This window comes from Deinococcus multiflagellatus (assembly GCF_020166415.1).
Classification (GTDB): Bacteria; Deinococcota; Deinococci; order Deinococcales; family Deinococcaceae; genus Deinococcus; species Deinococcus multiflagellatus.
The window spans coordinates 170,184-194,232 of the sequence record NZ_JAIQXV010000002.1 but is presented as its reverse complement, the minus strand read 5'-3'; the positions used below and the strand labels follow the sequence as shown (position 1 = coordinate 194,232).

Genomic DNA, 24,049 nt, shown 5'->3' with positions numbered 1-24,049 from the left:
GGCTGTAGGTGTTCGCCATCGGCCACCGGCCTTCAGCCATCTGCGTTACGGGTACACCCCGCGCATCACAGTGGCGCTGTGCAGGCGATTTAAAGCCAGGGCATAGGCCGCCGTGCGCAGGTCGGTCTGGCAGGTGCGCTGCGTGGCGAGGACGGCGTCCAGCGCCGCGTTCACCCGCAGATCAATAGCGGCCAGAATCTCCTCTTCCATCCAGAAGAAGTTGCTGGCGTCCTGTACCCATTCCAGGTAGTTCACGATCACGCCGCCAATGCTGGCAATCAGGTCAGGAATCACCTGCACGCCCGCGCCCGTCAGGAAGCGCTCGGCTTCGGGCAGCACGGCGCGGTTGGTGGCCTCCACCACGTAGCGCGCGCGGATGGCGTGGGCGTTGCCCGCATGAATGGTGCCGTAGTCGTAGGCCAGCATCAGGGCGTCCACGTCCAGCTCGGTCACTTCTTCGGGGGTGATGTCGGTGGCAAAGCCCGCCACTGTGCCCTTCTCCTCGCGCCACGCGGCCAGGGCGTCCAGGTCCAGGCCCGCGCTGGCAAAGGTCGCGCCGTTCTGGTCACTCACGGCCACCACCAGCGCGCCCTGGGCGGCCAGCGTCTGGGCGGCCTTGCGGCCCACATCGCCAAAGCCGTACACCGCCACGCGCGCGCGGCTGAGGCTCTCGCCCGCCGCCTCGAACACCCGTGCGGTCACCAGCGCCGCCGAGCGCCCCCGGGCATCCTTGCTGCCGTAGCTGCCGCCCAGGGGAATGGGTTTGCCCACCACCACGCCGTTGCTGGTGGTGCCGGTGTTCTCGGTGTAGGTGTCGAGCATCCAGGCCATGGTCTGGGCGTCGGTGCCCACGTCCGGCGCCAGGATGTCCTCGTTGTGGCCAATGAGTTCCACCAGTTCGCTGGTGTAGCGCCGGGTCAGGCCTTCCAGTTCGTGGGGGGTCAGGGTGGCCGGGTCCACGTCCACGCCGCCCTTGGCGCCGCCCAGCGGCAGGTCGGCCACCGCCGCTTTCAGGGTCATGATGGCGGCCAGCACCTCGCACTCGTGGGCGCTGACCCCGGCGCGCAGGCGCACGCCGCCCATGCTGGGCCCGCGCGAGGTGCTGTGCACCGTGCGGTAGCCCTTGAACACGCGAATGCTGCCGTCGTCCATGCGCACCGGCAAGTTCACGCTGACCGTGCGTTTGGGGTACTTGAAATACGCGAGGGACTGGTCCGTGACCTCGCAATAGGGCAGCGCCTGCTGGAGTTGCTCCATGAGGCCCTGCCAGTTGAGTCCTGATGCCCGCATGTGACGGTCTCCTTCCCTTCGGGTGGGAATGTGATGGGGTGGGGTGAATTGGCTGCCCGAAGCATACACGCCCCTTTCGGGTCGCATAGACAGGCCTTGCTCCCGCGCGGCGCCCGCGCAGGCCGCCCTCGTTGTAGCGGCCAGTGCCCCCAGGGTCAAGGCAGGAAAACCACGCTGTACACGGTGCAAGACTGAAGCGGTTCCAGCATGTGCACCGCCGTGTCAGCGCAGCAGAACCTCACATTTGAAAGGTCAGCTTGTTGAGTTGTGCTGGCAGTTCCCCAGCCCCCTTCGTTCGGCAATGGCAGACAGAATGGCGTTGCTTAGCTGCGGCGCTCGATCTCGCGGGCGGCCAGACCGGCCAGGGCCCCCTGGGCCTCCGAGGACCCCAATGACTGCAGGGCCGAGGTCGCCCGCGCGGCGCGGCGGCGGATTTCCTCGCGGGTGGCGGCCAGAGCGCCGCTCTGCTGGGCCAAGCCCTGCACGCGGGCCACGTCGCCAGGCTGGGCGGCGCGGCGCTCCAGAACTTCGCGCACCTCGTCGGCGTGGGGGCCGTCCAGCAGGTGCAGCACCGGCCCGGTGGCCTTGCCCTCGCGCAGGTCGCCGCCCACGGGTTTGCCGGTGCGCTGCTCGTCGCCCGTCAGGTCCAGCAGGTCGTCTTGCATCTGAAAGGCCATGCCGAATTCGCGGCCGTAGGTGGCCAGGGCCTCGCGCTCGGCGGCCGGGACCCCCAGCAGCACCGCTGGAGCGACAGCCGCCAGTTCGGTCAGGGCGGCGGTCTTGCCGTGGATGACCTGCAGGTAGTTGGCCCAGCTGTAATCAGCGTAGGCGGCCACCTGAAACTGCAGCACCTCGCCCTCGCAGATCACGCTGGCCGTCTCACCGAACAGGCGCGTCAGCTCTGGGCTGCCGGGCAGGCCAGAGAGCAGCCCCAGCAGCCGCGAGAGCATAAAGTCGCCGCTCATGACGCTCACCACGTTGCCAAAGCGCCGGAAGGCGGCCTGCTGGCCCCGGCGGGTGTCGGCGTCGTCAATCAGGTCGTCGTGCAGCAGCGAGGCCGAGTGCAGGAGTTCCACCCCCACGCCCAGGTCGCGCACATGGCGCCAGGTGGCCCCGCCGGGCCCGGCGCCCAGCGCCTGCGCGGCAAGGTAGGTGATCAGGGGCCGCACGCGCTTGCCGCCCGCCGCCACCAGATCGTCCCCGATCAGCTCAATGAACTCCACGCGGGAACGCAGCACCTCGCGCAGGCGCGCTTCAAACGCTGCGTCGGGAAGGGCCACCGCTGCCACGCCAGTCATGCGGTCAGTATAGAAAAGCCCCCCTGGGCAAAACGTACCGGCCCCACCCTTGTCCCGCCCGTCTCTAAAGCGACGCGCAGCGCGGGGCCGCCCTTTGTCCCTCGCAGGTGACAGCCGCCTCATGCTACAAAACGGGGTATGGAAAGCGTTGTGGCTCTCTTTCGCGAACCTCAGCAGGCCCAGGGCGTGCTGCAGGCCCTGCAACAGCGCGGCTTTGACCGCGACCACCTGGGCTTTGCCCTGACCGACGTGGTGGCGGAAGACGACATTGCGCAGCGCACCGGCGTGAGCCCCGAAGCCGGCGAACCGGCTGGCTCGGCCTCAGTGATTCGCGGCATGATCGGCGGCACCCTGGCGGGGCTGGCGCTGACCGTGCCCATCTGGCTGCTGCTGCTGGCTTTTCCGGTCACCCGGATTTACCAGCACGGCGGCGTGCTGGGCATTCTGTTCGGCGTGATCGGCGGCGCGGCCCTGGGCGGCCTGTTCGGCGCCCTGGCCGGCAGCGACCACGGCGACTACGTGAAGCTCCTGCGCCGCATGGGCGTGCCCGCCGCCCAGGCCGAGAAGTTCTACCAGGGCCTCAAGGGCGGCCACGTCCTGGTGATCGCCCGCGACCCCAGCGGCGCGCGCGCCGACGAAGCCCTGAGCCTGATGCGCAAACACGGCGCCGTGAAACTCGACGACGTGGTGGGCGGTGGCCGCCTGCAAAGCGAACGCACCGGCCAAGACGGCCACTAAGGGCGAAAAGAAGGCGCTTCATCTCCGGGTCTGAAAGGGCCCGGGGTTTTTTTGGGGCAGGAAAGAGAGAAGCTCCGCCCAAGCAAGGGGCCAAGGAGCATCCCCTATCTGTGGCAGATGTTTTGACAAAGGCTTCGGACCAGTTTCAAGCAGGCCACGAGAGGAGAGGCTTCGAGATGCTCGGCACGACACCTCCCTGCCAACCTCTGCGGCGCCGCTCTGCAAGGCCCCTACAAGGGGGGAGGGACACCCTTTTCCGACGCACGATCCAAAACGGACCACACGGTTTTCAAAGTAGAACCTCGTGCCCTAAGCGTCCCCACCCTTCACCCCTGCGGGGCGAGCAACGGAAGCCGTCGTGCGCGCAGCGCGCGGGCGTGAGGCGATGGACGAAGGCGGACCACGGCGTACGTCGCGGGGCGGAGCCGGGCCACCCCACACCGTCAGTCAACGTTTGCCGAGCGCAGCGGAAAACTCCCCCCTGCCCCTCTGGGGTAGGGGGGCTGGGGGGGTGGGGCAAGCCCGCAGACTCAACCACTCCCCCTGGGACACCCCACCCCATCCCCCTCCCCTACCCTACCCCCCATGAAGCCCCTCACCCCCCGCGCCGTCACAGCCTTCCTGCTGCTGCTGGCCGCCATTCTGGCCGCCCTCCTGCTGTGGCGAGGCCGCCCGGCCCCCCTGGGGGGAGAGGCGCTGGACGACCCCAAACCCCTGCCCGCCCTGGCCCTGCTGAACGAACGCGGCCAGCCCACCACCCTGGCCGCCAGCGACGGCCGGCTGCGCCTGGTGTTCTACGGCTTCGTGCGCTGCCCGGATGTCTGCCCTGTCACGCTGGCCAGCCTGAAGAATTCCTACGCGGCCCTGAGCCCCGCGCAGCAGCAAAAGGTGCAGGTGCAGTTCATCACCGTGGACCCCGAACACGACACGCCCGCCGTGGTGCGTGCCTACCTGGCCCGATTTGACCCCGCCTTCACTGGCCTGACGGGCAAGGCGGCCACCATTGACGAGGCTGCCCGCCAGATGTTCGTGGCGAATGTCAAACCCCTGCCGGCCGAGGACCACAGCGCCCACACGGGTGGCCAGCAGGGCAGCGGCGCCGATAACGCCCAGGCCGCTGGCGCCGGCGCGGCCCAGGCGGCCCGGCTGCACGGTGATCAGGTGAGTGTGGTGGACAGCCAGGGCCGCTTCGTGCGGGTGTATGGCAACGCGGCGGTGATTGACGGCACCCTGGACCGCGACCTGCCCGGCCTGATCCGCCAGTACGCCAACTGAAACAGGCCGACCCGACCCCTTCCGTTTGTGCCCCACCTTATTCCGCTCTGGGCAGAATCGCGCTACACTGTTTGCTATGACTGAACCGCTCGACGCCGCGCTGCGGCCCAAGACCCTGACGGAATATGTCGGGCAGGAGCGCCTGAAGGAGAAGCTGACGGTGTACCTCCAGGCCGCCAAGGGCCGGCGCGAGGCGCTGGACCACACGCTGCTCTTTGGCCCGCCCGGACTGGGCAAAACCACCCTGGCGCACATCATTGCCCACGAGCTGGGGGTGAATATCCGCGTGACCTCGGGGCCCGCCATTGAAAAGCCGGGCGATCTGGCGGCCATCCTCACCAACAGCCTGGAGGAAGGCGACGTGCTGTTCATTGACGAGATTCACCGTCTGGGCCGCGTGGCCGAAGAGCACCTGTACCCGGCGATGGAGGATTTCAAGCTGGACATCGTGCTGGGCCAGGGGCCAGCGGCGCGCACCATTGAGCTGCCCCTGCCGCGCTTTACCCTGGTGGGCGCCACCACCCGCCCCGGCCTGATCACCGCGCCCATGCGCAGCCGCTTTGGCATCATTGAGCATCTGGAGTACTACACCCCCGAGGAAATCGGGATCAACCTGATGCGCGACGCACGCCTGCTGGGGTTCGGGCTGACCGAGGAATCGGCCATTGAGATCGGCGCCCGCTCGCGCGGCACCATGCGCATTGCCAAGCGCCTGCTGCGCCGCGTGCGCGACTACGCCGAGGTGGCGGGCGAGAGCACCATTGAGCTGCCCCGCGCCCAGGACGCCCTGGACAAACTGGGCCTGGACAGCGCTGGCCTGGACGACCGCGACAAGAAGTACCTGGAAACCCTGATTCACCGCTTTGCCGGCGGCCCGGTGGGCGTGGACACCCTGGCCACCGCCATCAGCGAGGACTCGCTGACCCTGGAAGACGTGTACGAGCCCTACCTGATCCAGCTGGGCTTTATCAAGCGCACGCCCCGGGGCCGCGTGGCCACCGCGCACGCCTATGACCACCTGGGCCTGCCCTTGTCGGGGCACCCCGACGACGGTCCGGGCTTCTACGCCAACTGACACGGAACTCAAGGGAGGCCATACCCGTCCGAGCCACTCGGTGGCCCCCTCACCCTTCCGTCGCTCCGCGCCTCCCTCCCTCTCCCACGAGGGGAGAGGGGAACACGGCAAGCGAGCACGAGGGATGCACGTCATTTTCATTCCGTATGAACGGGCAAGGCAGGGGGGCCGCTGGGCAAGTTGCCAGCGGCCCCCTCCTTTGTTGCTGGGCCGCGCTTCAGAACACAGCGGCCAGCCGCGACGGGTACACCTGCTCGCCCAAGCTGTAAAACTCGCAGAAACTCATGATCAGGGGGCGCCAGCGGTCCGGGTCCACATGGTGGCGCCGCGCCGGGTTCAGGATGGCGGGGGCAAAGAAACTGCGCGCCACGCGCACCTCCAGGGCCGTCAGGTGCGGGGCACTCAGAGGGCGGTCACCCAGCAACTCCACCTCCAGCTGCACCGGGCACTCGGCCACGCGGGGCGGCCAGCCGGGGGTGGCACGCCAGTACACTGGCCCCCATGAGCGACCTTCAGGTGCAAATCTTCGGCACCCGCAAAAGCAAGGAGACGCGCGCCGCCGAGCGCTTTTTCAAGGAGCGCAAGGTCAAGGTGCATTTTGTGGACCTGCACGAGCGGCCCATCAGCAAGGGCGAACTGACGCGCTTTGTGCAGAAGTACGGCCTGAACGCCCTGCTGGACCTGGACGGCAAGGCCTACGAGCGCAGCAACCTCGCGTACCTGCGCACCACCGAAGAGGGCGTGATCGCCAGGGTGATCGAAACGCCCGAACTGCTGAAGCTGCCGCTGGTGCGCGGCGGCAAGGTGCTGGCCGTGGGCGACGATGTGGAGGGCTGGAAAGCGATGGTGGCCCCGCAGTGAGCCGCCATCGCCCCAGGCGGGCCATCTGGCTGGCCCTGCTGGCCCTGGGCACGGCCGCCCCGCCCGGTGCGCAGGCGCTCGGGGGGGGCGCGGCCCCACGGCCAGCGGTTCAGGTGGTCCAGCGGCCCGGCGAGGTGCAGGTACTGCGCGGCGGGCGGCCTCTGCACACCTACCCGGTGCCCAGAGGCCAGGAAGCCCTGACCCTGGTGAGCGGCGGCACGCTGGCCCTGGTGACGCAGCCGCAGGGCCAGTGGGCCGACTACCGCCTGCAGCTCTTTGACCTGGGCACCGGACACCTGCTGTCGCAGCAGACGCAGGTGGGGCGGGTATCGCGGCTTTATGCCCTGGGGGGCGACGTGTTCGTGGAAGCCACCAGTTCGGGGGGGGCTGCCATTGCAGATCGCACCCTGGTGCAGCCTCTGCGCGGTCCGGCCCGTGGCCTGGAGATTGATGGCTGGCGCCAGGCCCAGAACGCACAGAGCGTCCTGTTCAATTCCCCGAACGGCGCCTACAGCCCCTACGAACCCGTGGCGCTGAACTTCTCCCGCTACGACCTCAGCACCCGCCACTTGCAGGCCCTGAGTTTTGCTGTGCCCACCCGGCCCGGCTGCGGCCCGGTTGCAAAGGACGGCACCCTGGACGAGCGCGAGACCTACACGGCCCGCGAGGTGGTGGCGACCCGCCACGACGCCTGCGGGGTGTTCGAGGCGCACTTTGACTGGACTGCACCGGGTATACGCCCAGTGGTCAGGCCTCTCAAGTAAGAGGCACCAGGCACGCAGGGCAGCAGGCGACGTCAGTTGGAACTGCCGGCCAGCCGCGCCGGCAGACCTGTGGGCCGCTCTCCAGGCCAGCTTCAGCGGCCACCAGACACATCCAGCGTTGTGCCTGTCACGTAGCTGGCCTCGGGCGAGAGAAGCCACACAATGGCGTGGGCCACCTCGGCAGGCAGGCCACCGCGCCCCAGCGGAACCGTGCTGCTCAGGCGCGCCACCCGGCCCGGTTCACCGCCCAGCGCATGAATCTCGGTGTCAATCAGGCCAGGGCGAACGCCGCAGACACGGATGCCTTCGGCCGCCACCTCCCGCGCCAGCCCCACAGTCAATGTATCCACCGCCGCCTTGGCCGCCGCGTAGTCCACGTATTCGCCGGCTGACCCCAGCACCGCTGCCCGGGACGAGACATTCACGATGACGCCGCCCGCGCCCCCATGGCGGGTGGACATCTGCCGCACCGCCGCGCCCGCGCACAGGAAAGCACCCACCACGTTGGTCTCCAGCACCCGGTGCAGGCGGGCCGCGTCCAGTTCTTCCACCCGCGCCTGCCGCTCCAGCAGGCCCGCGTTGTTGACCAGGCCGGTCAGTGGGCCAAAGGCCGTGCTGACCTCATGAAACAGCCGCTCGACCTCTTCGGGGCGGGCCACATCGGCCTGGACGGCCAGGGCTTGCCCGCCTGCCGCCTCAATGTCAGCCACCACCCGGCGCGCCGCCTCGCCGTTCTGGCGTTAGTTGACCCCCACCCGCCAGCCTCGAGCCGCCGCGAGCACTGACACGGCCGCCCCTATGCCCCGCCCACCCCCGGTGACCATCAGCGTGCCGGCCACTGGCCTCTAGCCCTCCACCGGCACGAGCCGGATGCGGGTGTTGTGGAAGGTGCTGCCGCCGCCCAGATCGGTCAGCGTCTGCGCGGTCAGTTCGTTGATGCTGGTGCCGTCGGGGGCCGACAGCCCCCACCACGTCCCTTCCACCACCGCCGTGCCGGGCTGCGCGGCGTCCGTCACCTTGACGCGGCGGCGCACCGCCCCGATTTCAGATTCCAGGCGGGCATACCCGGCGTCTTGCAGGCCGTACGCCTGGGCATCCTGCGGGTGAACCAGCACACAGGGCTCGCTGCCCTCGGCGCGGTTCAGGTTCTCCAGCACGCCGTAGGTGGAATTCAGGAAATGGTGCGCGGGGGGGGTCAGCAGGCGCACGGGGTACTCGGCGTTCAGGGCCGCCCGGGGCTCGCGGTGCTGCGGCGCGGGCGACAGCTGCACCTTGCCGCTGGGGGTTTCGGCGCCGTGGGCGTAGGGCAAAAAGAGGTCCGGCAGGCTCAGCGGCACGCTGCCCTCGGCCTTCAGCCGCTCGGGGGTGATGCCTGCGAGGTGTGGATGCCCGGAGTTCAGCACCTCGGCCAGCAGGTCGTCCACCGTCCAGTACACGCTGGGTTCGGTCACGCCCAGGCGGCGGGCAAGCTGCTGCATCACCCAGGAATTGGGCCGGGCCTCGCCGGGGGCCGCCAGTTCCGCGTGGTTGTAGCCCAGGAAGTGGTGGCCGTAACTGGTGTACAGGTCCGGGTGTTCGGCAAAGGTGGTGGCGGGCAGCACATAGTCGGCCAGCTGGGCGGTTTCGGTCATGGCCTGTTCCAGCACCACCACCAGCAGGTCGCCCCGCTGCAGGCCCGCGCGCACCCGCCCGGCGTCGGGGGCCACCACGGCGGGGTTGCAGTTATAGATCACCGTGGCGCCCAGGCCGGCTTCGGGGTGCAGGGCGCGGGCGTACTCGTTCATGTTGACGTGCGGCGTGTCCGGGCGGATCAGGTGCGCGCCGCCCAGCCGGGTGCGGTTAAGTTTGAAGGCCCCGCTGGCACTCAGGGCGCAGCCGCCGCCCCTGTGGCGCCAGTCGCCGGTCAGGGCGGGCAGCAGGGTCACGGCGCGCAGGTTGGTGCCGCCGTGTTCATGGCGGGTCATGCCGTAGCCCACGCGGATGTAGGTGGGCCGCGTGGTGCCAATCGCCTGGGCAAAGGCGCGGATCACGTCGGCGTCCAGGCCAGTCACCTCGGCGGTGCGCGCCGGGGTCCACTCGGCGGCGGCCTGCTGCACGTCCTCAATGCCCACGGTGGCCTCGGCGATATACTCGGCGTCGGTCCAGCCGTGGGCGAACAACTCGTGCATCACGCCCAGGGCCAGCGCGGCGTCGGTGCCGGGCTTCAGTTTCAGGTGCTCGTCGGCGTAAGCGGCGGTGCGGTTGCGGTAGGGGTCCACCGCGATGATCCGCGCCCCGGCCTTGCGCGCGGCCGTCAGGTGCGGCGTGAGGTGGCTGTTGGTGGACAGCGAATTGATGCCCCACAGCACGATCAGGCGGGCGTGCGCCACGTCGCGCGGGTCCACGGCGTAGCGCGTGCCGTAGCCCATGGCCCAGGCCTCGCTGCCGGCGGTGGCGCAGATGGTCTCGTCCAGCTCCGGGGCGCCCAGCGCGCGGAACAGCGCGTGGACGTGGGTGCCTTCCATCAGGCCCATGGTGCCCGCGTAGTTGTAGCGCAGCAGGCCCTGGGGGCCCCGGGTGTCCAGCACCTGCCGCAGCCGGGCGGCGATGTCGTCCAGGGCCTCGTCCCAGCTCACCCGCCCCCACACCGGGGCCTCGGTTTTGGCGTTCAGGCGCTTCAGGGGGTACAGGGGCCGCTCGGGGTGGTTGGCGCGGGCGGGGTAATGCACGGTTTTGGCACAGGCAAACCCGCGCGTGATGGGATGCGCGGGGTCGCCCGTCAGTTTGGTCATGCGTTCCTGGCTGTCCTCGCCGCGCGTGAGGGTCACCTTCAGCCGGCAGGCGTCGGGGCAGTCCAGGGGGCAGGTGAGCAACACGTCGCGCGCGGGCAGGGCCGTCATGCCGGGCAGTCTAGAGCGGCGGCCCAGGGCGCACTCAGAGCCACTTTACACAGCGCGCAGCAGGCCAGGGTCAGCCGGGGCGCAGGCCCAGCCCCTGGGCCGCCAGGGCCGCGCGCAGGAGCTGCACCGCCCTGGGGCCCACGCCGTGCAGGGCCAGCAATTCGCGCTCGCTGCGCTGGGCCACGGCCGCCAGGGTGGTGAGGCCAGCGGCCGTCAGGGCCCGGGTGGCCGGACGGCCAATACCGGTGGGCAGCGCCTCACTCATGGCACATTCAGCGGCCAGGACGCGCCAAAACGGTCATTCCGCCAGGCGAAGTGGGTGCTGAACCCGTCGTTCCCGGTGGGCATCAGCACTTCCCCAGCCTCCGACAATCCGGTAAATACGCGCCCAAAGTCCGCCGCCGTGAGGCCATCCACGAACAGCGACAGGAAGGGCGTAAAGGTCAACGCATGGGCAACGGGGCTGTCAGCCATGCGCAGGCGCTGCCCGGCCAGTTCCACCTCGGCGGTCATGATCGTGCCGGGCGCCCCTGGGCCATCTGGGCCAGAGTCCTGCCGGGCAAGTTCCCGGGCGCCCGGAAACAGCGAGAAGGAGAGCACCCGCGCCTCGGCGGCGCGGCCTTCAGACATCAGGGCGGGAACAAGCTGGGACATAGAGGGCTCCTGGAAGCGTGAAAGCGCCACCTTGAAGGGGTCAGGGCCGGGCGGTGATCTGCTGCACCGCCCAGCCGTTCCCGTCGGGGTCCTTCAAAAAAATGAAGCCCACATGGTTCAGGTCGTCGGCGGCGGTGGCGGGCCGGGGCCCCTGCGGGCCCAGCACCTGCACGTCGCTGACCGCCACGCCCCGTGAACGCAGCTCGGCGTGGGCGGCCCGCACATCGTTCACCACGAGTTGCAGCCCCTGAAGGGTGCCCGGGGCCATAGGGCTCAGGCCGTCGCCCAGCACCACCGAGCAGCCTGAACCGGGCGGGGTGAGCTGCACCAGCCACCGCCCAGCACCGTGTCGTGATCCACGGCGAACCCCAGGCCCCCGGCGTAAAAGGCCACCGACCGCGCCACGTCACTGACCGGCACCACCACGACTTCCAGGGTCCAGTTCATTCTCAGTCTCCGGGCTGGGCCAGCGGAGCGGCCTCGTCGGTGGCTGTGTCGGTGGCCGTGGGGTGGGCAGCCCCGGACGACCGCAGCCCCAGGGCCAAGCCCACGGCCAGCACGCCCACGCCCGCGGCCACCAGGAAGGCGAGGTGCAGGCCAGCCACCTGGGCCTGCGGCGCCGCCACCCCGGCCGCCACCTGCTGGGCCGCGCGCCCGGCCATCAGGGCCACCAGCAGCGCCGTACCGGCCGCCCCCGCCACCTGTTGCAGGGTGCTGAGAATCGCGCTGCCGTGCGAGTACAGGTGCGGCGGCAGCGGCGACAGGCTGCTGGTAAACACGGGCGTGAACAGCAGGGCCAGCCCCCCGCTCAGGGTGAGGTGCAGCGCCAGCAGCGCCCAGATGGGGGTGGCGGTGTCAATGCGGCTGAGGCCCACCAGCACCGCCGTCATGAGGATGGTGCCGGGCACCGCCAGCGGGCGCGGCCCAATGCGGTCGTACAGTCGCCCCACGCTGGGGGCCAGCAGGCCCATGAGCAGACCACCCGGCAGCAGCAGCAGGCCCGTCTGCAGGGTGCTGAGACCGCGCAGGTTCTGCAGGTACAGGGGCAGCAGAATCATGCCGCCGAACAGCGCGATCATGGCCATCACCATCAGGCCCACACCCAGGGCAAACTGCGGAAAGCGGAAGGCCCGCAGGTCCAGCAGCGGGGCGTCGCGCCGCCCCAGCACGACCTGCCGCCACAGAAAGGCCACCAGCGCCAGCCCGCCCACCAGCAGCGGCGCGGCCGTGGCGGCGCTCAGTCCACTGCCGCCCTCCCCCACCTGACTCAGGGCGTAGACCAGTCCACCAAAGCCCAGCGCCGCCAGCGGCACCGACAGCAGGTCCAGTGCCACAGGCCGGGGCGTGCCCACGTTGCGCAGGGTGCGCGCGCCGTATGCCAGGGCCGCCAGCGCCACCGGCAGCACGAACACGAACAGAAAGCGCCAGGGCAGCCCCTGCAAAATCAGCCCGGAGACGGTGGGCCCAATGGCCGGGGCCACCGAGATGACAATGCTGAGGTTGCCCATCACGGCCCCGCGCTGCTGGGCGGGCACCAGGGTCAGCACCGTGGTCATGAGCAGCGGCAGCATGATGGCCGTGCCAGACGCCTGCACCACCCGCGCCAGCAGCAGCGGCACGAAGCCCGGGGCAAGCGCGGCCAGCAGCGTGCCCACGCAGAACAGGCCCATGGCGGTCAGGTACACCGTCCGGGTGGCGAGGCGTTGCAGCAAAAAGCCGGTAATGGGAATCACCACCGCCATCGTGAGCATGAACGCGGTGCTGAGCCACTGGGCCAGCCGGGCGCTCACGTTCAGGTCGGCCATCAGGCGGGGCAGGGCCACATTCATGATGGTCTCGTTCAGAATCACCACGAAAGCAGAAACGAGCAGCACCAGAATGACGGTGCGGTCACGCGGCAGCAGGGTGTCGGGCGCGGTCATGGGGGGCCTCCGGGGGCAGGGGTTAGCGGGCCTGATAGGCCGCGTGCAGGGCGTCGAGCAGGTGGGTTTCGGGCCCGCCCGGTTCGGTCAGGCGCAGGCGGCGGGTCACCATGCTGTTCCAGGCCCCGGCCGCTTCATAGGGCGCCGTGGGGGTCAGGTCCGGCAGGCGCAGGCCCACGTCGGCGGCCTTCACCCCGGGCTGCACCAGGGCAAACTTGCGGCCCGCGCGGGTCAGGCCCACAGAGGTCTCGGTGGGGGCCACGCCCACGTCCTCCCCAAAGGTCTGGGCGTGGGCCAGCAGCGCCGTCCAGAGCGGCTGCCACATCGCCTTCTTGCCGCTGAACACGGCGGCGGTGCGCTCGGTGGCCGGGGCGCGGCGGGTCTCGGCCTTCAGCAGGGCCGCCGCCACAGCAGTCGCGTGTCCATGCCCCAGGCCGTATTCGGCCTTCAGCCACGCCACGATCTCGCCGTGGCGTTCCAGGCCCTGGGTTTCGGCCAGCGCCCGGAACTCAGGCACGGTTTTGCCGGTCTTGTTCCGCACAGTGTCCAGATACGCCTGGAACGACATGCTCAGCCGGCCGGGGCGGGCTCGGCGTTCAGCAGCCAGTGAATCCCGTAGCGGTCGGTCAGGTGCCCGAAGGTCGAGCCCCAGAACGAGGGGCCCAGGGGGTGCGTGACCGTGCCGCCTTCGGCCAGCCTGTCAAAGGTGGCGTGAGCCTCTTCGGCACTGGCGCACTGCAGCATCAGGGAAACCGACTGGCTGCGCGCCGTGTCCTGGGTCATGTCCGAGGCCAGCAGGGTCAGGTCGCCCGACACCAGACGGCCGTGCAGCACATGCCCGTGCAGCTCTGGGGGCATCTGCGCGGCCACGGGGGACTCGCCCGCCAGCATCAGGTCGAGGGTGCCGCCCAGGCACTGCTGGTAAAAGGCCATCGCCTCCTGACAGGCACCGTTAAAACCGAGGTAGGGCTGAAGCTGGGGCATACAAGGCTCCTTTGGACGTTTGGGACAGCAGCAGCCAGCCGTCACGCGACCACGCGACAGAGAACAAATGTGCCCGAACTTCCTTTAGCTCGTTTAGCTTAAAACAGAACACTCCTAAATTGCAAGTGCCGACTCCATTTTCTGGAGTAGACCGGGTACACTGAGGGCTCGATGCCTGGAAAGCGCGTCTACAACGACGGCTGTGCGGCGGCTCACGCCCTGGACCTGATCGGGGAACGCTGGGCGCTGCTGGTGGTGCGCGAGTTGCTGCCCGGCCCGCGCCGCTTCATTGATCTGCAGACCAGCCTGTGCGGGATCAGCCCCACAGTGCTGACCCAGCGCCTGACCGACCTGGAGGCCGTAGGTGTGGTGCGGCGCGAGCAGTGGCCGCCCCCTGCCAGCACGCGGGTGTACGCCCTGACCGACTGGGGCCGCGAACTGGAACCGGTGCTGCAGGCCCTGGGCCGCTGGGGCGCCCGCTCGCCGCGCCGCCCAGCCCAGGCACCCATCACCACCGCCACGCTGCTGACGGCCCTGAAAACCATGAATGCCGGCGCCCTGCGCGGCGTCATTGGCCTGAATCTGGGCCCCGAGACCTACACCGTGCGCCTGAACGGCCCCCACGCCGAGGTCACCCCGGGCCTGGACCCGGCGGCCACCCTCACCCTCAGCGGCGAGGTGGGCGCGCTGGGGGCGGTGATTTTTGGCGGGCAGCCGCTGGCAGCGGCAGAGGCAGCGGGCACAGTCCGGCTTCAGGGGGACCGCGCCCTGGCAGACGCCTTTGTCCACGCCTTTCCGCTGCCGCCGCTGGTGGAGGCCTGACGGCGGTCTTCCGTTCCGCTCGAACCACAAGACCTGAAGGTGAACCCTTCAGGTCTTACTAGTTCCCGCTCTGAGCGCGGAACCCAGCAGAAAGGGGGTAAAGACCCACCCTTCTGCTGAGGCCCCCAACGTCACTGGGACAGGATCAACGGTCCCCAGAGCCCTCGGTGCGGGCGAGACTGCGCCGGCGTGATTGAGCCCTGGGGTAAAGCTGGCCGCCGCTCTGGAGCGCCTGCAGAGACCTGTTCCAGCCTGAGTGGGGCCCTCAGCGCAGAATGCCGCGCGCGGCGAAGGCGGCGCGGACCACGCCCGCCTGCGTCTGGCCGTACATGGCCTGCGCGGTGTCCACCGTGGCCTGGGCGGCGGCGGCGAAGCTGGTGTCGGGCCGGAAGCGGAACTGGGCATTGATGATGATGCGGTCGGCCACGTAGGCCCCCAGCCCCTGGCGGATGTCCCACAGGGCGCGCGACCAGATCTCGCCGTCGGCGTGCACCTCGCCGCGCACGTCCTCGGGGTAGTGCTTGTTGGTGTCGGCGCGGCGAATGCAGTGCGGCGTGGTGGTCGTGTACGACACGCTGTCCCAGTCCATCAGGCAGGGCAGGGGCGTGCGGATGGGCGCGCCGTAGGCTTTGGCCACCGCCTCGCCCACGGTGAGGGCCAGATAGTCCCCAAAAGCCTCGCCAATCGAGCCGGCTTCCAGGCTGGCGCCAAAGCCGGGCACCTGCGCGGCGTGCACCGCATGGCCGTACTCGTGGACGATCACCTCGCCGTCCTCGGCGTCGTCCACGCCACCCTTGCCCAGCCGGATGATGTCGGGCTGGTCGTTCTGGTACGAGTTGTCGAGGCCGTACTGACCCACCTTCAGCTGCTGCTGGTCGCTGTTCACCGCCGGCAGGGTGCGCCCGAAGCCCAGGGACTGCAGGTATTTCTGCGCTTCCGTGACCCAGAAGTAGGCCATCACCTGCTCGAACTGGTCCTGATCGCGCGTGAAGTTGAAGGGCCCGGCGCCGTACACGGGCGTGCCGGTTTCGCTCACCACCCGGGCGTATTGCCCACTGAGATACCCGCTGCCGTCCAGGTGGGTGAGGGTCACGGCGTAGTAGGCGCTGGCCGGCACCGCCGAGGCCGCGTCCTTGTTGTCGGTCAGGTTCTGGTTTCCGGTGGACTGCACGGGGTTGGTCAGAAACACCCGGGCCGCCGCCGTGGTCTGCCCGGTGGGGGGCTTGCCGCTGCCGCCCTGCGCACCCAGGGTTGGGGCGCTCAGGGTCGCCGCTGGGGTCTCCTGACCGCAGGCGGCCAGCAGCGAAAGGCTCAGGAACCCCGTGAGGGCCATCCGGGAGATGAGTTTCATGGTGCGGGCAGTGTACCGCAGCCCGGGGCCACTGGCACGGAAGGAGGCTCAGTCCCAGTCGGGCCGGGCCTGGGGCGGGTTGGCGATGCGGGCGGCCTCGCCCTGCTCCAGCGCGGCGATGCGGGCCATGTCCTCGGCCGTCAGGCGCAGGGTCTGGGCCTGCAGGTTGCTGGCAAGATTCTCGCGCTTGGTGCTGGAAGGAATCACGCTGTGGCCCTGCCCCAGCGCCCAGGCGAGGGCCACCTGGGCCGGGGTGGCGTTATGCGCGCGGGCAATGTCCTGCAGCACCTCGTCGCCCATCACCTTGCCCACCGCCAGCGTCATGTACGAGGTGAGGTGCAGGCCTTCCTGGCGGGCAAACTCCACCAGCGTGCGGTTTTGCAGGTACGGGTGAATTTCGACCTGATTGGTGGCAATGGGCACGCCGCCCAGCACCTCGCGCGCCTGCTTCAGCCCGGCAATGTTGAAGTTCGACACGCCGATCTCGCGGGTCAGGCCGGCCTCGCGGGCCTCGGCCAGTGCCGACAGGTATTCCTCTGGGCGCACCTCTCCCCTGGGCACCGGCCAGTGAATCAGGGTCAGGTCCACCTGTTCCACGCGCAGCTTCTCCAGGCTCTGGCGCAGGCTGTCCAGCAGCGCCTCTCGGCGGTAATTGGCGGGCTTGATCTTGGTGGTCAGGTACACCTGTTCGCGTGGCACGCCGCTTTGCGAAAGCACCTCGCCAATCTCGGCCTCGTTGTCGTAGCCCTGCGCGGTGTCAATGGCGCGGTAGCCCAATTCCAGTGCGTCAGCCACCACCCGGCGCACCACGTCGTCTTTCAGTCGAAACGTGCCCAGTCCAAATGCCGGTACAGTCATGTCGGTTCCTCCTGTGTGGGGCAGGATAGGCCAGCCAGGGAGGGGGGTCAGTTCCGGGGGCCGTAGCCGTCCAGACCGCGCCCCCGCCAGCCCCACGAAAAGGCCGGGTCACGAACGTCCAGCACCGGGTGCCGGGTGGTCCAGGTGACGCCGCCCAAGCCCATGTCCACTGTGACCAGCCCCGTGGTGCCCAGCGCCCACACCCACAGGGGCGCCAGCAGCCAGGGCAGAAGGCGGTGCCTGGAGCACAGAAACCGCCGCAGACCATGAACGACCAGCGCAGAGCCCAACAGATACACAGCCCAGTCCAGCAGCAGCGGCGCCAGAAAGTAGGCGTATTCCGCGCTGGAGACCAGTCCCCAGTGCGTGAAGGCCAGGGGAAAGCCGTACTGGTAGAGCGTGGCGTAACCCTGATCCCAGCTCGCTCTCACGTCCACCGTAGTGCGCATGGTGGCGTGGTGCAGCAGCACCCAGGACAGCGGGAGGGTCCAGCGCAGGTGGAGCAGCAACGCGGGCTGGCCGGGCGGCGTCACTCCAGCCCAAAGCGCGACGGCCAGCGCCCGAAGGAGACCAGCGCCAGCAGGCCGCCCAGCAGCGCCGGTGTCTGGTCCCCTATCACCAGCCACAAGCCCATCAGCAGCACCCCCAATGCCCGGAGCATCCAGCGCCAGGGCAGCTCCAGGGCCATGAGCAGCGCCGCCAGACCCTCCAACAGCGCACCGAACAGAACTTGCATGCCCTCCCCTACGCGCCCCCGCGGCCAAACGTTGCCGCTGTCCGGTCCCGGCCCATGCGCGCGGGATAGACTGCCTGTCATGATCGGAAAGACGTATACCACGATGCTGGGCGACAAGGAGCTGAGCATCGAAACGGGCAAGCTGGCGAAGCTCGTCAGCGGCAGCGTGACCCTGCGCTACGGCGACACGGTGGTGCTGGTGACCGCGCAGGCCCGCGAAGAAAAGAGCACGCTGGACTTTCTGCCCCTGACGGTGGAATTTGAAGAGCGCCACTACGCCGTGGGCAAGATTCCCGGCTCCTTTCACCGCCGCGAGGGGCGCCCCGGCGAGCGGGCCATCCTCTCGGCGCGCATCACCGACCGGCAGCTGCGCCCGCTGTTTCCCAAGGGCTACCGCCACGAAACGCAGGTGATTATCACGGTGCTCTCGGCCGACGGCCAGAACCTGCCGGACGTGCTGGGGCCCATCGGCGCCTCGGCCGCCCTGACCATCAGCGATATTCCCTGGCAGGGGCCCACCGCCTGCGTGCGGGTGGGGCAGGTGGACGGGCAGTTCATCCTGAACCCCACCACCGACCAGCTGGCGCACAGCCGCCTGGACCTCGTGGTGGCGGGCACCCGCGACGCCGTGATGATGGTGGAGGCCGGCGCCCAGGAGGTCAGCGAGGACGATCTGGTGGCCGCCATTGAATTTGCCCACGCGGGCATGCAGGGCGTGCTGGACCTGATTGAGCGCATGCGCGCCGAACTGGGCCAGGAGAAATTCAACTTCCTGGCCGACGGCGACCTGAGCACCGACCTCGTGCCGGAACTGGCCGAGCAGGCCCGCGCCGCCGGGCTGCGCGACGCCCTGCTGACCGTGAAGAAAAAGGAGCGCAGCGCGAACCTCAAGGCCCTGCGCGACCGCCTGATTCAGGCCCGCATCCCCGAAGGCGAGATCGAAGGCGCCGAGGAGCGCGTCGCCGCCCTGAAAAGCGCTTTTGGCAAGGTGGAAAAGCAGGAACTGCGCCGCCTGATTCTGGAAAACGACCTGCGCGCCGACGGCCGCAACGCCAAGACGGTGCGCCCCATCTGGATTGAGGCCCGCGCGCTCCCCCGGGCGCACGGCAGCGCGATCTTCACGCGCGGCGAGACGCAGGTGCTGGGCGTGGCGACCCTGGGCACCGAGCGCGACGAGATTCTGATCGACGACCTGACGAGTGAAACCGGCGACAAGTTCCTGCTGCACTACAATTTCCCGCCGTACTCCACCGGCGAGGTCAAGCGCATGGGCGGGCAGTCCCGGCGTGAAGTGGGCCACGGGCACCTCGCCAAGCGCGCCATCCGCGCGGTGCTGCCCAGCTTTGAAGAGTTCCCCTACGTGATCCGCCTGGTGGGCGAGGTGCTGGAATCCAACGGCTCCAGCTCCATGGCGACCGTCTGCGCGGGCACTCTGGCCCTGATGGACGCAGGCGTGCCCATCAAGGCGCCCGTGGCCGGCGTGGCGATGGGCCTGGTGATGGAAGGCGAGCAGTACCGCGTGCTGACCGACATCCTGGGCCTGGAAGACGCGCTGGGCGACATGGATTTCAAGGTGTGCGGCACGGCCCAGGGCGTCACGGCCCTGCAGATGGACATCAAGGTGGGCGGTATCACCCCGCAGATCATGCGTGAGGCGCTTTCGCAGGCCCGGGAAGGTCGCCTGCACATCCTGGGCAAGATGGCCGAGGTGCTGCCCAGCCCCCGTCCCGAACTCTCCCCCACCGCCCCACGCATCATCAGCCTGAAGATCAACCCCGAGCTGATCGGCAAGGTGATTGGCCCCGGCGGCAAGCAGATCCGCGAACTGGAGGCCATGGGCGCGCAGATCACGGTGGAGGAAGACGGCACCATCCGCGTGTTTTCCGCCGACAGCGCGGCGGCCGAAGCCGTCAAGGCGCGCATAGAGGGCCTGACCCGCGAAGCCAAGGTGGGCGAGACCTTTACCGGCACCGTGGTCAAGACCGCGCCGTTCGGGGCGTTTGTCAACCTGTTCCCCGGTCAGGACGGCATGCTGCACATCTCGCAGATGAGCGAGGAGCGGATCAATGCGGTTGAGGACGTGCTGAACGTGGGCGACAAGCTGCAAGTGAAGATCGCCAACATTGATGACCGCGGCAAGATTGACCTGATCCGCCCCGAGCTGGAAGGCAAGGTGGCCCCCCGCGAGCCCCGCGCGCCGCGCCCTGGTGGCGACCGTGGTGGGCGCCCACCCCGCCGCGACTGAACGAAACCCCCAGACCTGAAAGACCCCCAGCCAGGACGGTTGGGGGATTTTCACTCTTTAGAGCGGTTGACAAAAGAACCCCCTCACCCCTCGCTGCGCGAGGCCCTCTCCCACGAGGGGAGAGGGTCAAGAACCAACATCATCTTTCTATCAACTGCTCTAACCTTTGTATGGGCTGCGCGGCCCCGTGGCCCGCTGTGCAGCCCACGCCGCTACAGCCACGTTCGTCAACCCAAAGAAAAGCGCCCCTTCCATGTTCTGGAAAGGGCGCCCGCTGCTTGTTTCTGCTCAGCGAATGGTGGTCTGAAAGCAGGCGGTGGCGGTTTCGCCAGCGGTCAGGGTGCCCAGGTTCAGGGTCAGGGTGCCCCGGCCAAAGGTGCCGCCCGTGGTCGTCAGGGTGCCGGTGTCGGCGTCGGCCGCGCTGGTGCGGTAGGTGACCCCGGCGCGCGTGACCTTCACCCCGAAGCCGGTGGCCGCGCTGGGCTCCTCGGCGTCATAGGCGGTGAGCAGGGCGTCCACATTGCCGGGCACCTGGTCGGTCAGCACGTAGCCGGGCAGGTCGGCGCCGCCCAGGTTGCTGGCGTCCAAGCAGTATTCCAGCACCTCGCCGGGCTTGCCGCCGCCCGTCGTCCCGAAGCGGGCCACACCGCCATTGTCGCGCACATCGGCCGTCACGTTGCGCACGCGCTTGGCGACGTCATTCAGGACGAAGCGGGTGGTCACGGCCGCCGAGGTGTTGTTGGCGGCGTTGGTGTCGCCCGCGGCCACGAGGCTGGCGGTGTTCTGCACACTCTTGACGCCGCCCACAGGCCGGATGGTGGCGTCAGCCGGCGCCGTGACCGTCAGGGTCAGGTCGGTGTTCGCGTTGGCCGCCACGCTGGTCAGGGTCCAGGTCACGGTGCGGGTGCCCGCAGTGTAGGTCCCGCCATTGTCGGCGCTCACGAAGGTCAGGCCTGCGGGCAGCACATCGGTCACCGTCACGCTGCCGCTGGCCGTGGCCGTGGTGTTGGCCACGCGGATGGTGTAGGCGAAGGTGTCGCCCGGCTTGGCAAACGCAGGCCCCGTCTTGGTGACCGCCAGATCAAAGGTGACGCTGACGGTGTCGGTATCGGTGGCGCTGTTGTTGCCGGGGGTGGGGTCAGTCGTCCCGCTGGGCACGGCAATGGTGGCGATGTTCGACACGCTGCCCGTCGTAGCGGTGACGTTCGCGGTGATCGTGATCTCGTAGAACTGACCACTGGCCAGAGCGGGCAGGGCGAACCCACCAACGCTTTCCAGCTGGGCAATCGTCGGAGCCGTGCTGCACTGCCCCGGGGTGCCCGAGCAGGCCACTGCTGTCTTCGTGAGGCCGGTGGCAACGGCGTCCCTCAGCACCGCGCCGGTGACCGCACTGGGGCCGTTGTTGGTCACGCGGATGGTGTAGGTGGTCGCGGTCCCGGTGGTCACACTGCTGACCCCGTTGGTCTTGATGATCGCCAGATCGGCCACCGGAGTCACGGTGTCGGTGTCGGTGGCGCTGTTGTTGCCGGGGGTGGGGTCAGTCGTCCCGCTGGGCACGGCAATGGTGGCGATGTTCGACACGCTGCCCGTCGTAGCGGTGACGTTCGCGGTGATCGTGATCTCGTAGAACTGACCACTGGCCAGAGCGGGCAGGGCGAACCCACCAACGCTTTCCAGCTGGGCAATCGTCGGAGCCGTGCTGCACTGCCCCGGGGTGCCCGAGCAGGCCACTGCTGTCTTCGTGAGGCCGGTGGCAGCCGCGTCCCTCAGCACCGCGCCGGTCACACTGCTGGGGCCGTTGTTGGTCACGCGGATGGTATAGGTGGTCGCGGTCCCGGTGGTCACACTGCTGACCCCGTTGGTCTTGGTGATCGCCAGATCGGCCACGGGGGTCACGGTGTCGGTGTCGGTGGCGCTGTTGTTGCCGGCGGTGGGGTCGGTCGTCCCGCTGGGCACCGCGATGGTCGCCGTGTTCGCCACGCTCCCACTGGTGGCGGTCACGGTGGCGGTCACCGTGATCTCGTAGAACTGACCACTCGCCAGAGCGGGCAGGGCGTAGCCGTTTTGCAGCTGGATCACGCTGGGGGTGGTGCCCGCCGTGCACTGCCCGGGGGTCCCCGAGCAGGCCACCGCCGTGAAGGTCAGGCCCGCCGGCGCGGCGTCGGTCAGGGTGGCGCCGGTGACGGCACTGGGGCCGTTGTTCGTCACGCGAAGGGTGTACGTGGTCGTGCCGCTGGCGTTCACGGCCCCCACACCGTCGGTTTTCGTGATGGCCAGATCGGCCACCGGGGTCACAGTCAGTCCGGCCGTGGCATTGCTTGGCGCAGGCAGGCTCTGGCCGTTGATGGTGCCCGTCACCGATGAACCGGCGATGGTGTTGGTCGCGGGGCCCGTGGCCGCTGCCGCAGGGACCTGCACGTTCAGCACCACCGAGCAACCCCCCGCCGGCAGGGTGCCGCCGGTCAGGGCGTAGCGGCCCGAGGTGGTGGTCACGGTGCCTGCGCCCCGGCAGGTGTCGGTGGTCACGCCGCTGATAGTCAGGCCCGTCAGGCCCGTCGTGGCGGCGATATCGTCGGTCAGGGTGAAGGCGGTGGCCGCCACGCCATTGGGGTTCGTGACATTGATGGTCAGCTGGGTGGTGCCGCCCTGGGGCACGCTGGCCGGGTTAAAGCTCTTGCTGACCACCGGGGCCAGGGGCGTGACGGTCAGGGTGGGGCTGTTGGACGCGGCGCCGCGCGTGGGCGTCTCCGTGCTGTTCACCCCGCTCGTGGTGTTGGGGTTCACGCCAATCTGGGTGCCGCGCACGCTCACCGTAATGGTGCAGCTGCTGTTGGCCGCCAGGGTGGGCACCGTGAGGTTCAGGGCCGTGGCCCCCACCGTCAGGGCCGGGCTGTTGGTCGCCGCGCAGGTGCCGCCGATGGTGGTGCTGGCCACGTTCATGCCGCTCAGCGTGTCGGTGAAGTTCAGGTTGGTCAGCGCGGGGTTGGTGCTGGGGTTGGGGTTGGTGACCGTAAAGGTGATGGTGCTGGTGCCATTCAGCGCCACAGTGGCCGGGGCAAAAGCCTTGCTGATGGTGGGCGCGGTGTTGCTCACCAGGGTGGCTGTGGTGGTCGTGGTCAGGGTCCCGGTGGAGCCCTGCAGCGTGTTGGCCGACACCGTGTTGGTGTAGCTGCCCGGCGTGTTCGCCACGTTCACCGTGGCGGTGATGGTGCAGCCGCCCACAGGAATGGTGGCGCCTGCCGCCAGGGTAATGGCGTTGGCGGTGGCCGTCAGGGTATTGACCGAGGTTTTACAGGTACCGGCCAGGCTGCCGGTGTTCACCGTCATGCCGGTGGGCATGGTGTCCACCAGATCGCTGTACAGGTAGTAGGGCGCCAGGTTGCTGTTCCCCACCGTCAGGGTCAGGGTGCTGGTGGTGGCCGGCGCCTGCAGGGGGCTGGGCGAGAAGCTCTTGTTCAGGGTTGGGGTGTTGGGCACCACGTTGCACGACGCGAGGTCACTCACCCCGGGCAACGAGCCCTTCAGTGTGGCCGCCCCGGAGCCGCCGCTCAGATTGTCCAGGCCGTACAGCGACCCGCTGACCGACACGTAGAAGCGGTTGGTCACGGGGTCAATGGCCAGGCCGTTCAGCGAGTTGGAAGTGGTGCCGCTGATGGTCACCACTTTGGTGGCGGTGTAGGCGGTGTTGGTCCCGTTGGGGGTCAGGCGGTAGAGCGCGCTGGCCCCCGCCGTGGTGTTGCTGATAGACCACAGCTGTCCACTGGGATCAAAGGAGATGTCGCCGTTGGTGCCGCCGGCAGCGTCAATATCCGAGCCCGTGATGGGCCGGGACGCCCCGAAGGTGCGCGTGGCAATGTTCACGGCGCTGATGGTGGCGTCGCTCCAGTAGGTCAGCAGGGTGCCGTCCGAGGCGAAGGTGGCCCCCACCAGGGTCGAACCAAAGCTGTTGGTCATCTGGCCCACAGCCGTGGCGCTGGGCGCCCCCACCTTGGGATCGAGCCTGTAGAGCGTTTCCGGGTTGGTGTTGCGGTCAAAGTAGTACAGCAGGCCGTCGGCCGGGTTCAGGGCCTGGGCATTGGGGTCTGCGCCCGTAATGCCGAAGCTTCTGAGCTGCGCGCCGGTGCTGGGGTTGATCGCGCTGATCGCTGGCGTGGTCTGCACGGAATACACCGCCGTGCAGTAGCTGGCCGCCGCCTGGGCCGTGCTGCCCAGCGCCGCCATGCCCAGCCCCACGACAGCCAAACGCGACAGTCGTGAGAACAGGCCCTTCACATTGCTCCGTATTGCGTGAGCGCCC

23 protein-coding genes and 1 pseudogene are annotated in these 24,049 nt (G+C 69.0%); 7 read left to right on the top strand and 17 right to left on the bottom strand.

Annotation, left to right across the window (positions count from 1 at the left end):
* Window positions 1–45: 45 nt before the first annotated feature.
* Together K7W41_RS03920 and K7W41_RS03915 are read right to left on the bottom strand one after the other, a co-directional pair.
* Window positions 46–1,290: a Glu/Leu/Phe/Val family dehydrogenase gene (locus K7W41_RS03920; RefSeq protein WP_224604929.1), complete on the bottom strand. Its 1,245-nt coding sequence runs from the start codon at window positions 1,288–1,290 to the stop codon at window positions 46–48.
* Window positions 1,291–1,613: 323 nt separating this feature from the next.
* A complete protein-coding gene (locus K7W41_RS03915) occupies window positions 1,614–2,588 on the bottom strand; it encodes a polyprenyl synthetase family protein (RefSeq protein ID WP_224604928.1) in 975 nt (324 codons plus the stop codon).
* 138 nt (window positions 2,589–2,726) lie between these two features.
* Between K7W41_RS03915 and K7W41_RS03910 the strand changes: the two genes are divergently transcribed.
* The 3 genes from K7W41_RS03910 to ruvB all read left to right on the top strand — a co-directional run bounded on the left by K7W41_RS03910 (window position 2,727) and on the right by ruvB (window position 5,676).
* A complete protein-coding gene (locus tag K7W41_RS03910) occupies window positions 2,727–3,326 on the top strand; it encodes a general stress protein (protein WP_224604927.1) in 600 nt (199 codons plus the stop codon).
* 585 nt (window positions 3,327–3,911) lie between these two features.
* The gene (locus K7W41_RS03905; RefSeq protein ID WP_224604925.1) at window positions 3,912–4,601 is read left to right on the top strand and encodes an SCO family protein; all 690 of its coding nucleotides are present in this window, start codon (window positions 3,912–3,914) and stop codon (window positions 4,599–4,601) included.
* A gap of 76 nt (window positions 4,602–4,677) precedes the next feature.
* Window positions 4,678–5,676: a Holliday junction branch migration DNA helicase RuvB gene (gene ruvB, locus K7W41_RS03900; RefSeq protein WP_224604924.1), complete on the top strand. Its 999-nt coding sequence runs from the start codon at window positions 4,678–4,680 to the stop codon at window positions 5,674–5,676.
* A 217-nt stretch (window positions 5,677–5,893) separates the two neighbouring features.
* Here the strand turns inward: ruvB and K7W41_RS03895 are convergent, their stop codons facing one another.
* A complete protein-coding gene (locus K7W41_RS03895) occupies window positions 5,894–6,169 on the bottom strand; it encodes a hypothetical protein (protein ID WP_224604922.1) in 276 nt (91 codons plus the stop codon).
* Window positions 6,170–6,177: 8 nt separating this feature from the next.
* On the opposite strand from K7W41_RS03895, the gene K7W41_RS03890 reads away from it, so the two are divergent.
* Together K7W41_RS03890 and K7W41_RS03885 are read left to right on the top strand one after the other, a co-directional pair.
* A complete protein-coding gene (locus K7W41_RS03890; protein WP_224604919.1) occupies window positions 6,178–6,537 on the top strand; it encodes an ArsC/Spx/MgsR family protein in 360 nt (119 codons plus the stop codon).
* Window positions 6,534–7,301: a hypothetical protein gene (locus K7W41_RS03885; protein ID WP_224604917.1), complete on the top strand. Its 768-nt coding sequence runs from the start codon at window positions 6,534–6,536 to the stop codon at window positions 7,299–7,301. The genes K7W41_RS03890 and K7W41_RS03885 overlap by 4 nt, the downstream gene beginning before the upstream one ends.
* A 92-nt stretch (window positions 7,302–7,393) precedes the next feature.
* On the opposite strand, the pseudogene K7W41_RS03880 reads toward K7W41_RS03885, so the two are convergent.
* The 9 genes and pseudogenes from K7W41_RS03880 to K7W41_RS03840 form a co-directional block, all read right to left on the bottom strand.
* Window positions 7,394–8,023: pseudogene (locus K7W41_RS03880) on the bottom strand (SDR family oxidoreductase); the annotation flags it as partial.
* A gap of 123 nt (window positions 8,024–8,146) precedes the next feature.
* Complete coding sequence (locus K7W41_RS03875) at window positions 8,147–10,180, bottom strand: molybdopterin oxidoreductase family protein (RefSeq protein ID WP_224604913.1); 2,034 nt, start codon at window positions 10,178–10,180, stop codon at window positions 8,147–8,149.
* A 70-nt stretch (window positions 10,181–10,250) separates the two neighbouring features.
* Complete coding sequence (locus tag K7W41_RS03870) at window positions 10,251–10,445, bottom strand: helix-hairpin-helix domain-containing protein (protein ID WP_224604910.1); 195 nt, start codon at window positions 10,443–10,445, stop codon at window positions 10,251–10,253.
* Complete coding sequence (locus K7W41_RS03865) at window positions 10,442–10,834, bottom strand: VOC family protein (protein WP_224604907.1); 393 nt, start codon at window positions 10,832–10,834, stop codon at window positions 10,442–10,444. Before K7W41_RS03865 ends, K7W41_RS03870 begins: the two co-directional genes overlap by 4 nt.
* A 40-nt stretch (window positions 10,835–10,874) precedes the next feature.
* On the bottom strand, window positions 10,875–11,162 hold the full coding sequence (locus K7W41_RS03860; RefSeq protein WP_224604903.1) for a VOC family protein: 288 nt from the start codon (window positions 11,160–11,162) through the stop codon (window positions 10,875–10,877).
* Complete coding sequence (locus K7W41_RS03855) at window positions 11,108–11,281, bottom strand: VOC family protein (RefSeq protein ID WP_224604900.1); 174 nt, start codon at window positions 11,279–11,281, stop codon at window positions 11,108–11,110. The genes K7W41_RS03860 and K7W41_RS03855 overlap by 55 nt, the downstream gene beginning before the upstream one ends.
* Before the next feature lie 2 nt (window positions 11,282–11,283).
* Window positions 11,284–12,756, bottom strand: coding sequence for a DHA2 family efflux MFS transporter permease subunit (locus K7W41_RS03850; RefSeq protein ID WP_224604897.1), 1,473 nt, complete (start codon window positions 12,754–12,756; stop codon window positions 11,284–11,286).
* A 22-nt stretch (window positions 12,757–12,778) separates the two neighbouring features.
* Window positions 12,779–13,324: a DUF4287 domain-containing protein gene (locus K7W41_RS03845; protein WP_224604894.1), complete on the bottom strand. Its 546-nt coding sequence runs from the start codon at window positions 13,322–13,324 to the stop codon at window positions 12,779–12,781.
* 2 nt (window positions 13,325–13,326) lie between these two features.
* The gene (locus K7W41_RS03840) at window positions 13,327–13,740 is read right to left on the bottom strand and encodes a VOC family protein (protein WP_224604892.1); all 414 of its coding nucleotides are present in this window, start codon (window positions 13,738–13,740) and stop codon (window positions 13,327–13,329) included.
* Window positions 13,741–13,911: 171 nt separating this feature from the next.
* Between K7W41_RS03840 and K7W41_RS03835 the strand changes: the two genes are divergently transcribed.
* The gene (locus K7W41_RS03835) at window positions 13,912–14,562 is read left to right on the top strand and encodes a winged helix-turn-helix transcriptional regulator (protein WP_224604890.1); all 651 of its coding nucleotides are present in this window, start codon (window positions 13,912–13,914) and stop codon (window positions 14,560–14,562) included.
* 265 nt (window positions 14,563–14,827) lie between these two features.
* On the opposite strand, the gene K7W41_RS03830 is transcribed toward K7W41_RS03835, so the two are convergent.
* From K7W41_RS03830 to K7W41_RS03815, 4 genes are read right to left on the bottom strand one after another with little or no spacing between them, the layout of a single operon-like run.
* A complete protein-coding gene (locus K7W41_RS03830; RefSeq protein WP_224604888.1) occupies window positions 14,828–15,913 on the bottom strand; it encodes a M36 family metallopeptidase in 1,086 nt (361 codons plus the stop codon).
* A 48-nt stretch (window positions 15,914–15,961) separates the two neighbouring features.
* A complete protein-coding gene (gene dkgB / locus K7W41_RS03825; RefSeq protein WP_224604886.1) occupies window positions 15,962–16,771 on the bottom strand; it encodes a 2,5-didehydrogluconate reductase DkgB in 810 nt (269 codons plus the stop codon).
* Between the two features lie 47 nt (window positions 16,772–16,818).
* Window positions 16,819–17,304, bottom strand: a complete 486-nt coding sequence (locus tag K7W41_RS03820; protein ID WP_224604884.1) for a hypothetical protein — start codon at window positions 17,302–17,304, stop codon at window positions 16,819–16,821.
* A complete protein-coding gene (locus K7W41_RS03815; RefSeq protein WP_224604883.1) occupies window positions 17,301–17,507 on the bottom strand; it encodes a hypothetical protein in 207 nt (68 codons plus the stop codon). The genes K7W41_RS03820 and K7W41_RS03815 overlap by 4 nt, the downstream gene beginning before the upstream one ends.
* Window positions 17,508–17,586: 79 nt before the next feature.
* Between K7W41_RS03815 and pnp the strand changes: the two genes are divergently transcribed.
* Entirely contained in the window at window positions 17,587–19,752 is a 2,166-nt protein-coding gene (gene pnp / locus K7W41_RS03810) for a polyribonucleotide nucleotidyltransferase (protein WP_224604882.1), read from the top strand.
* 288 nt (window positions 19,753–20,040) lie between these two features.
* Here pnp and K7W41_RS03805 read toward each other — a convergent pair whose 3' ends face one another.
* Window positions 20,041–24,024 carry a beta strand repeat-containing protein gene (locus K7W41_RS03805; RefSeq protein ID WP_224604881.1) on the bottom strand — a complete coding sequence of 1,328 codons (3,984 nt, stop codon included), beginning with the start codon at window positions 24,022–24,024 and terminating at the stop codon, window positions 20,041–20,043.
* Window positions 24,025–24,049: the final 25 nt, after the last annotated feature.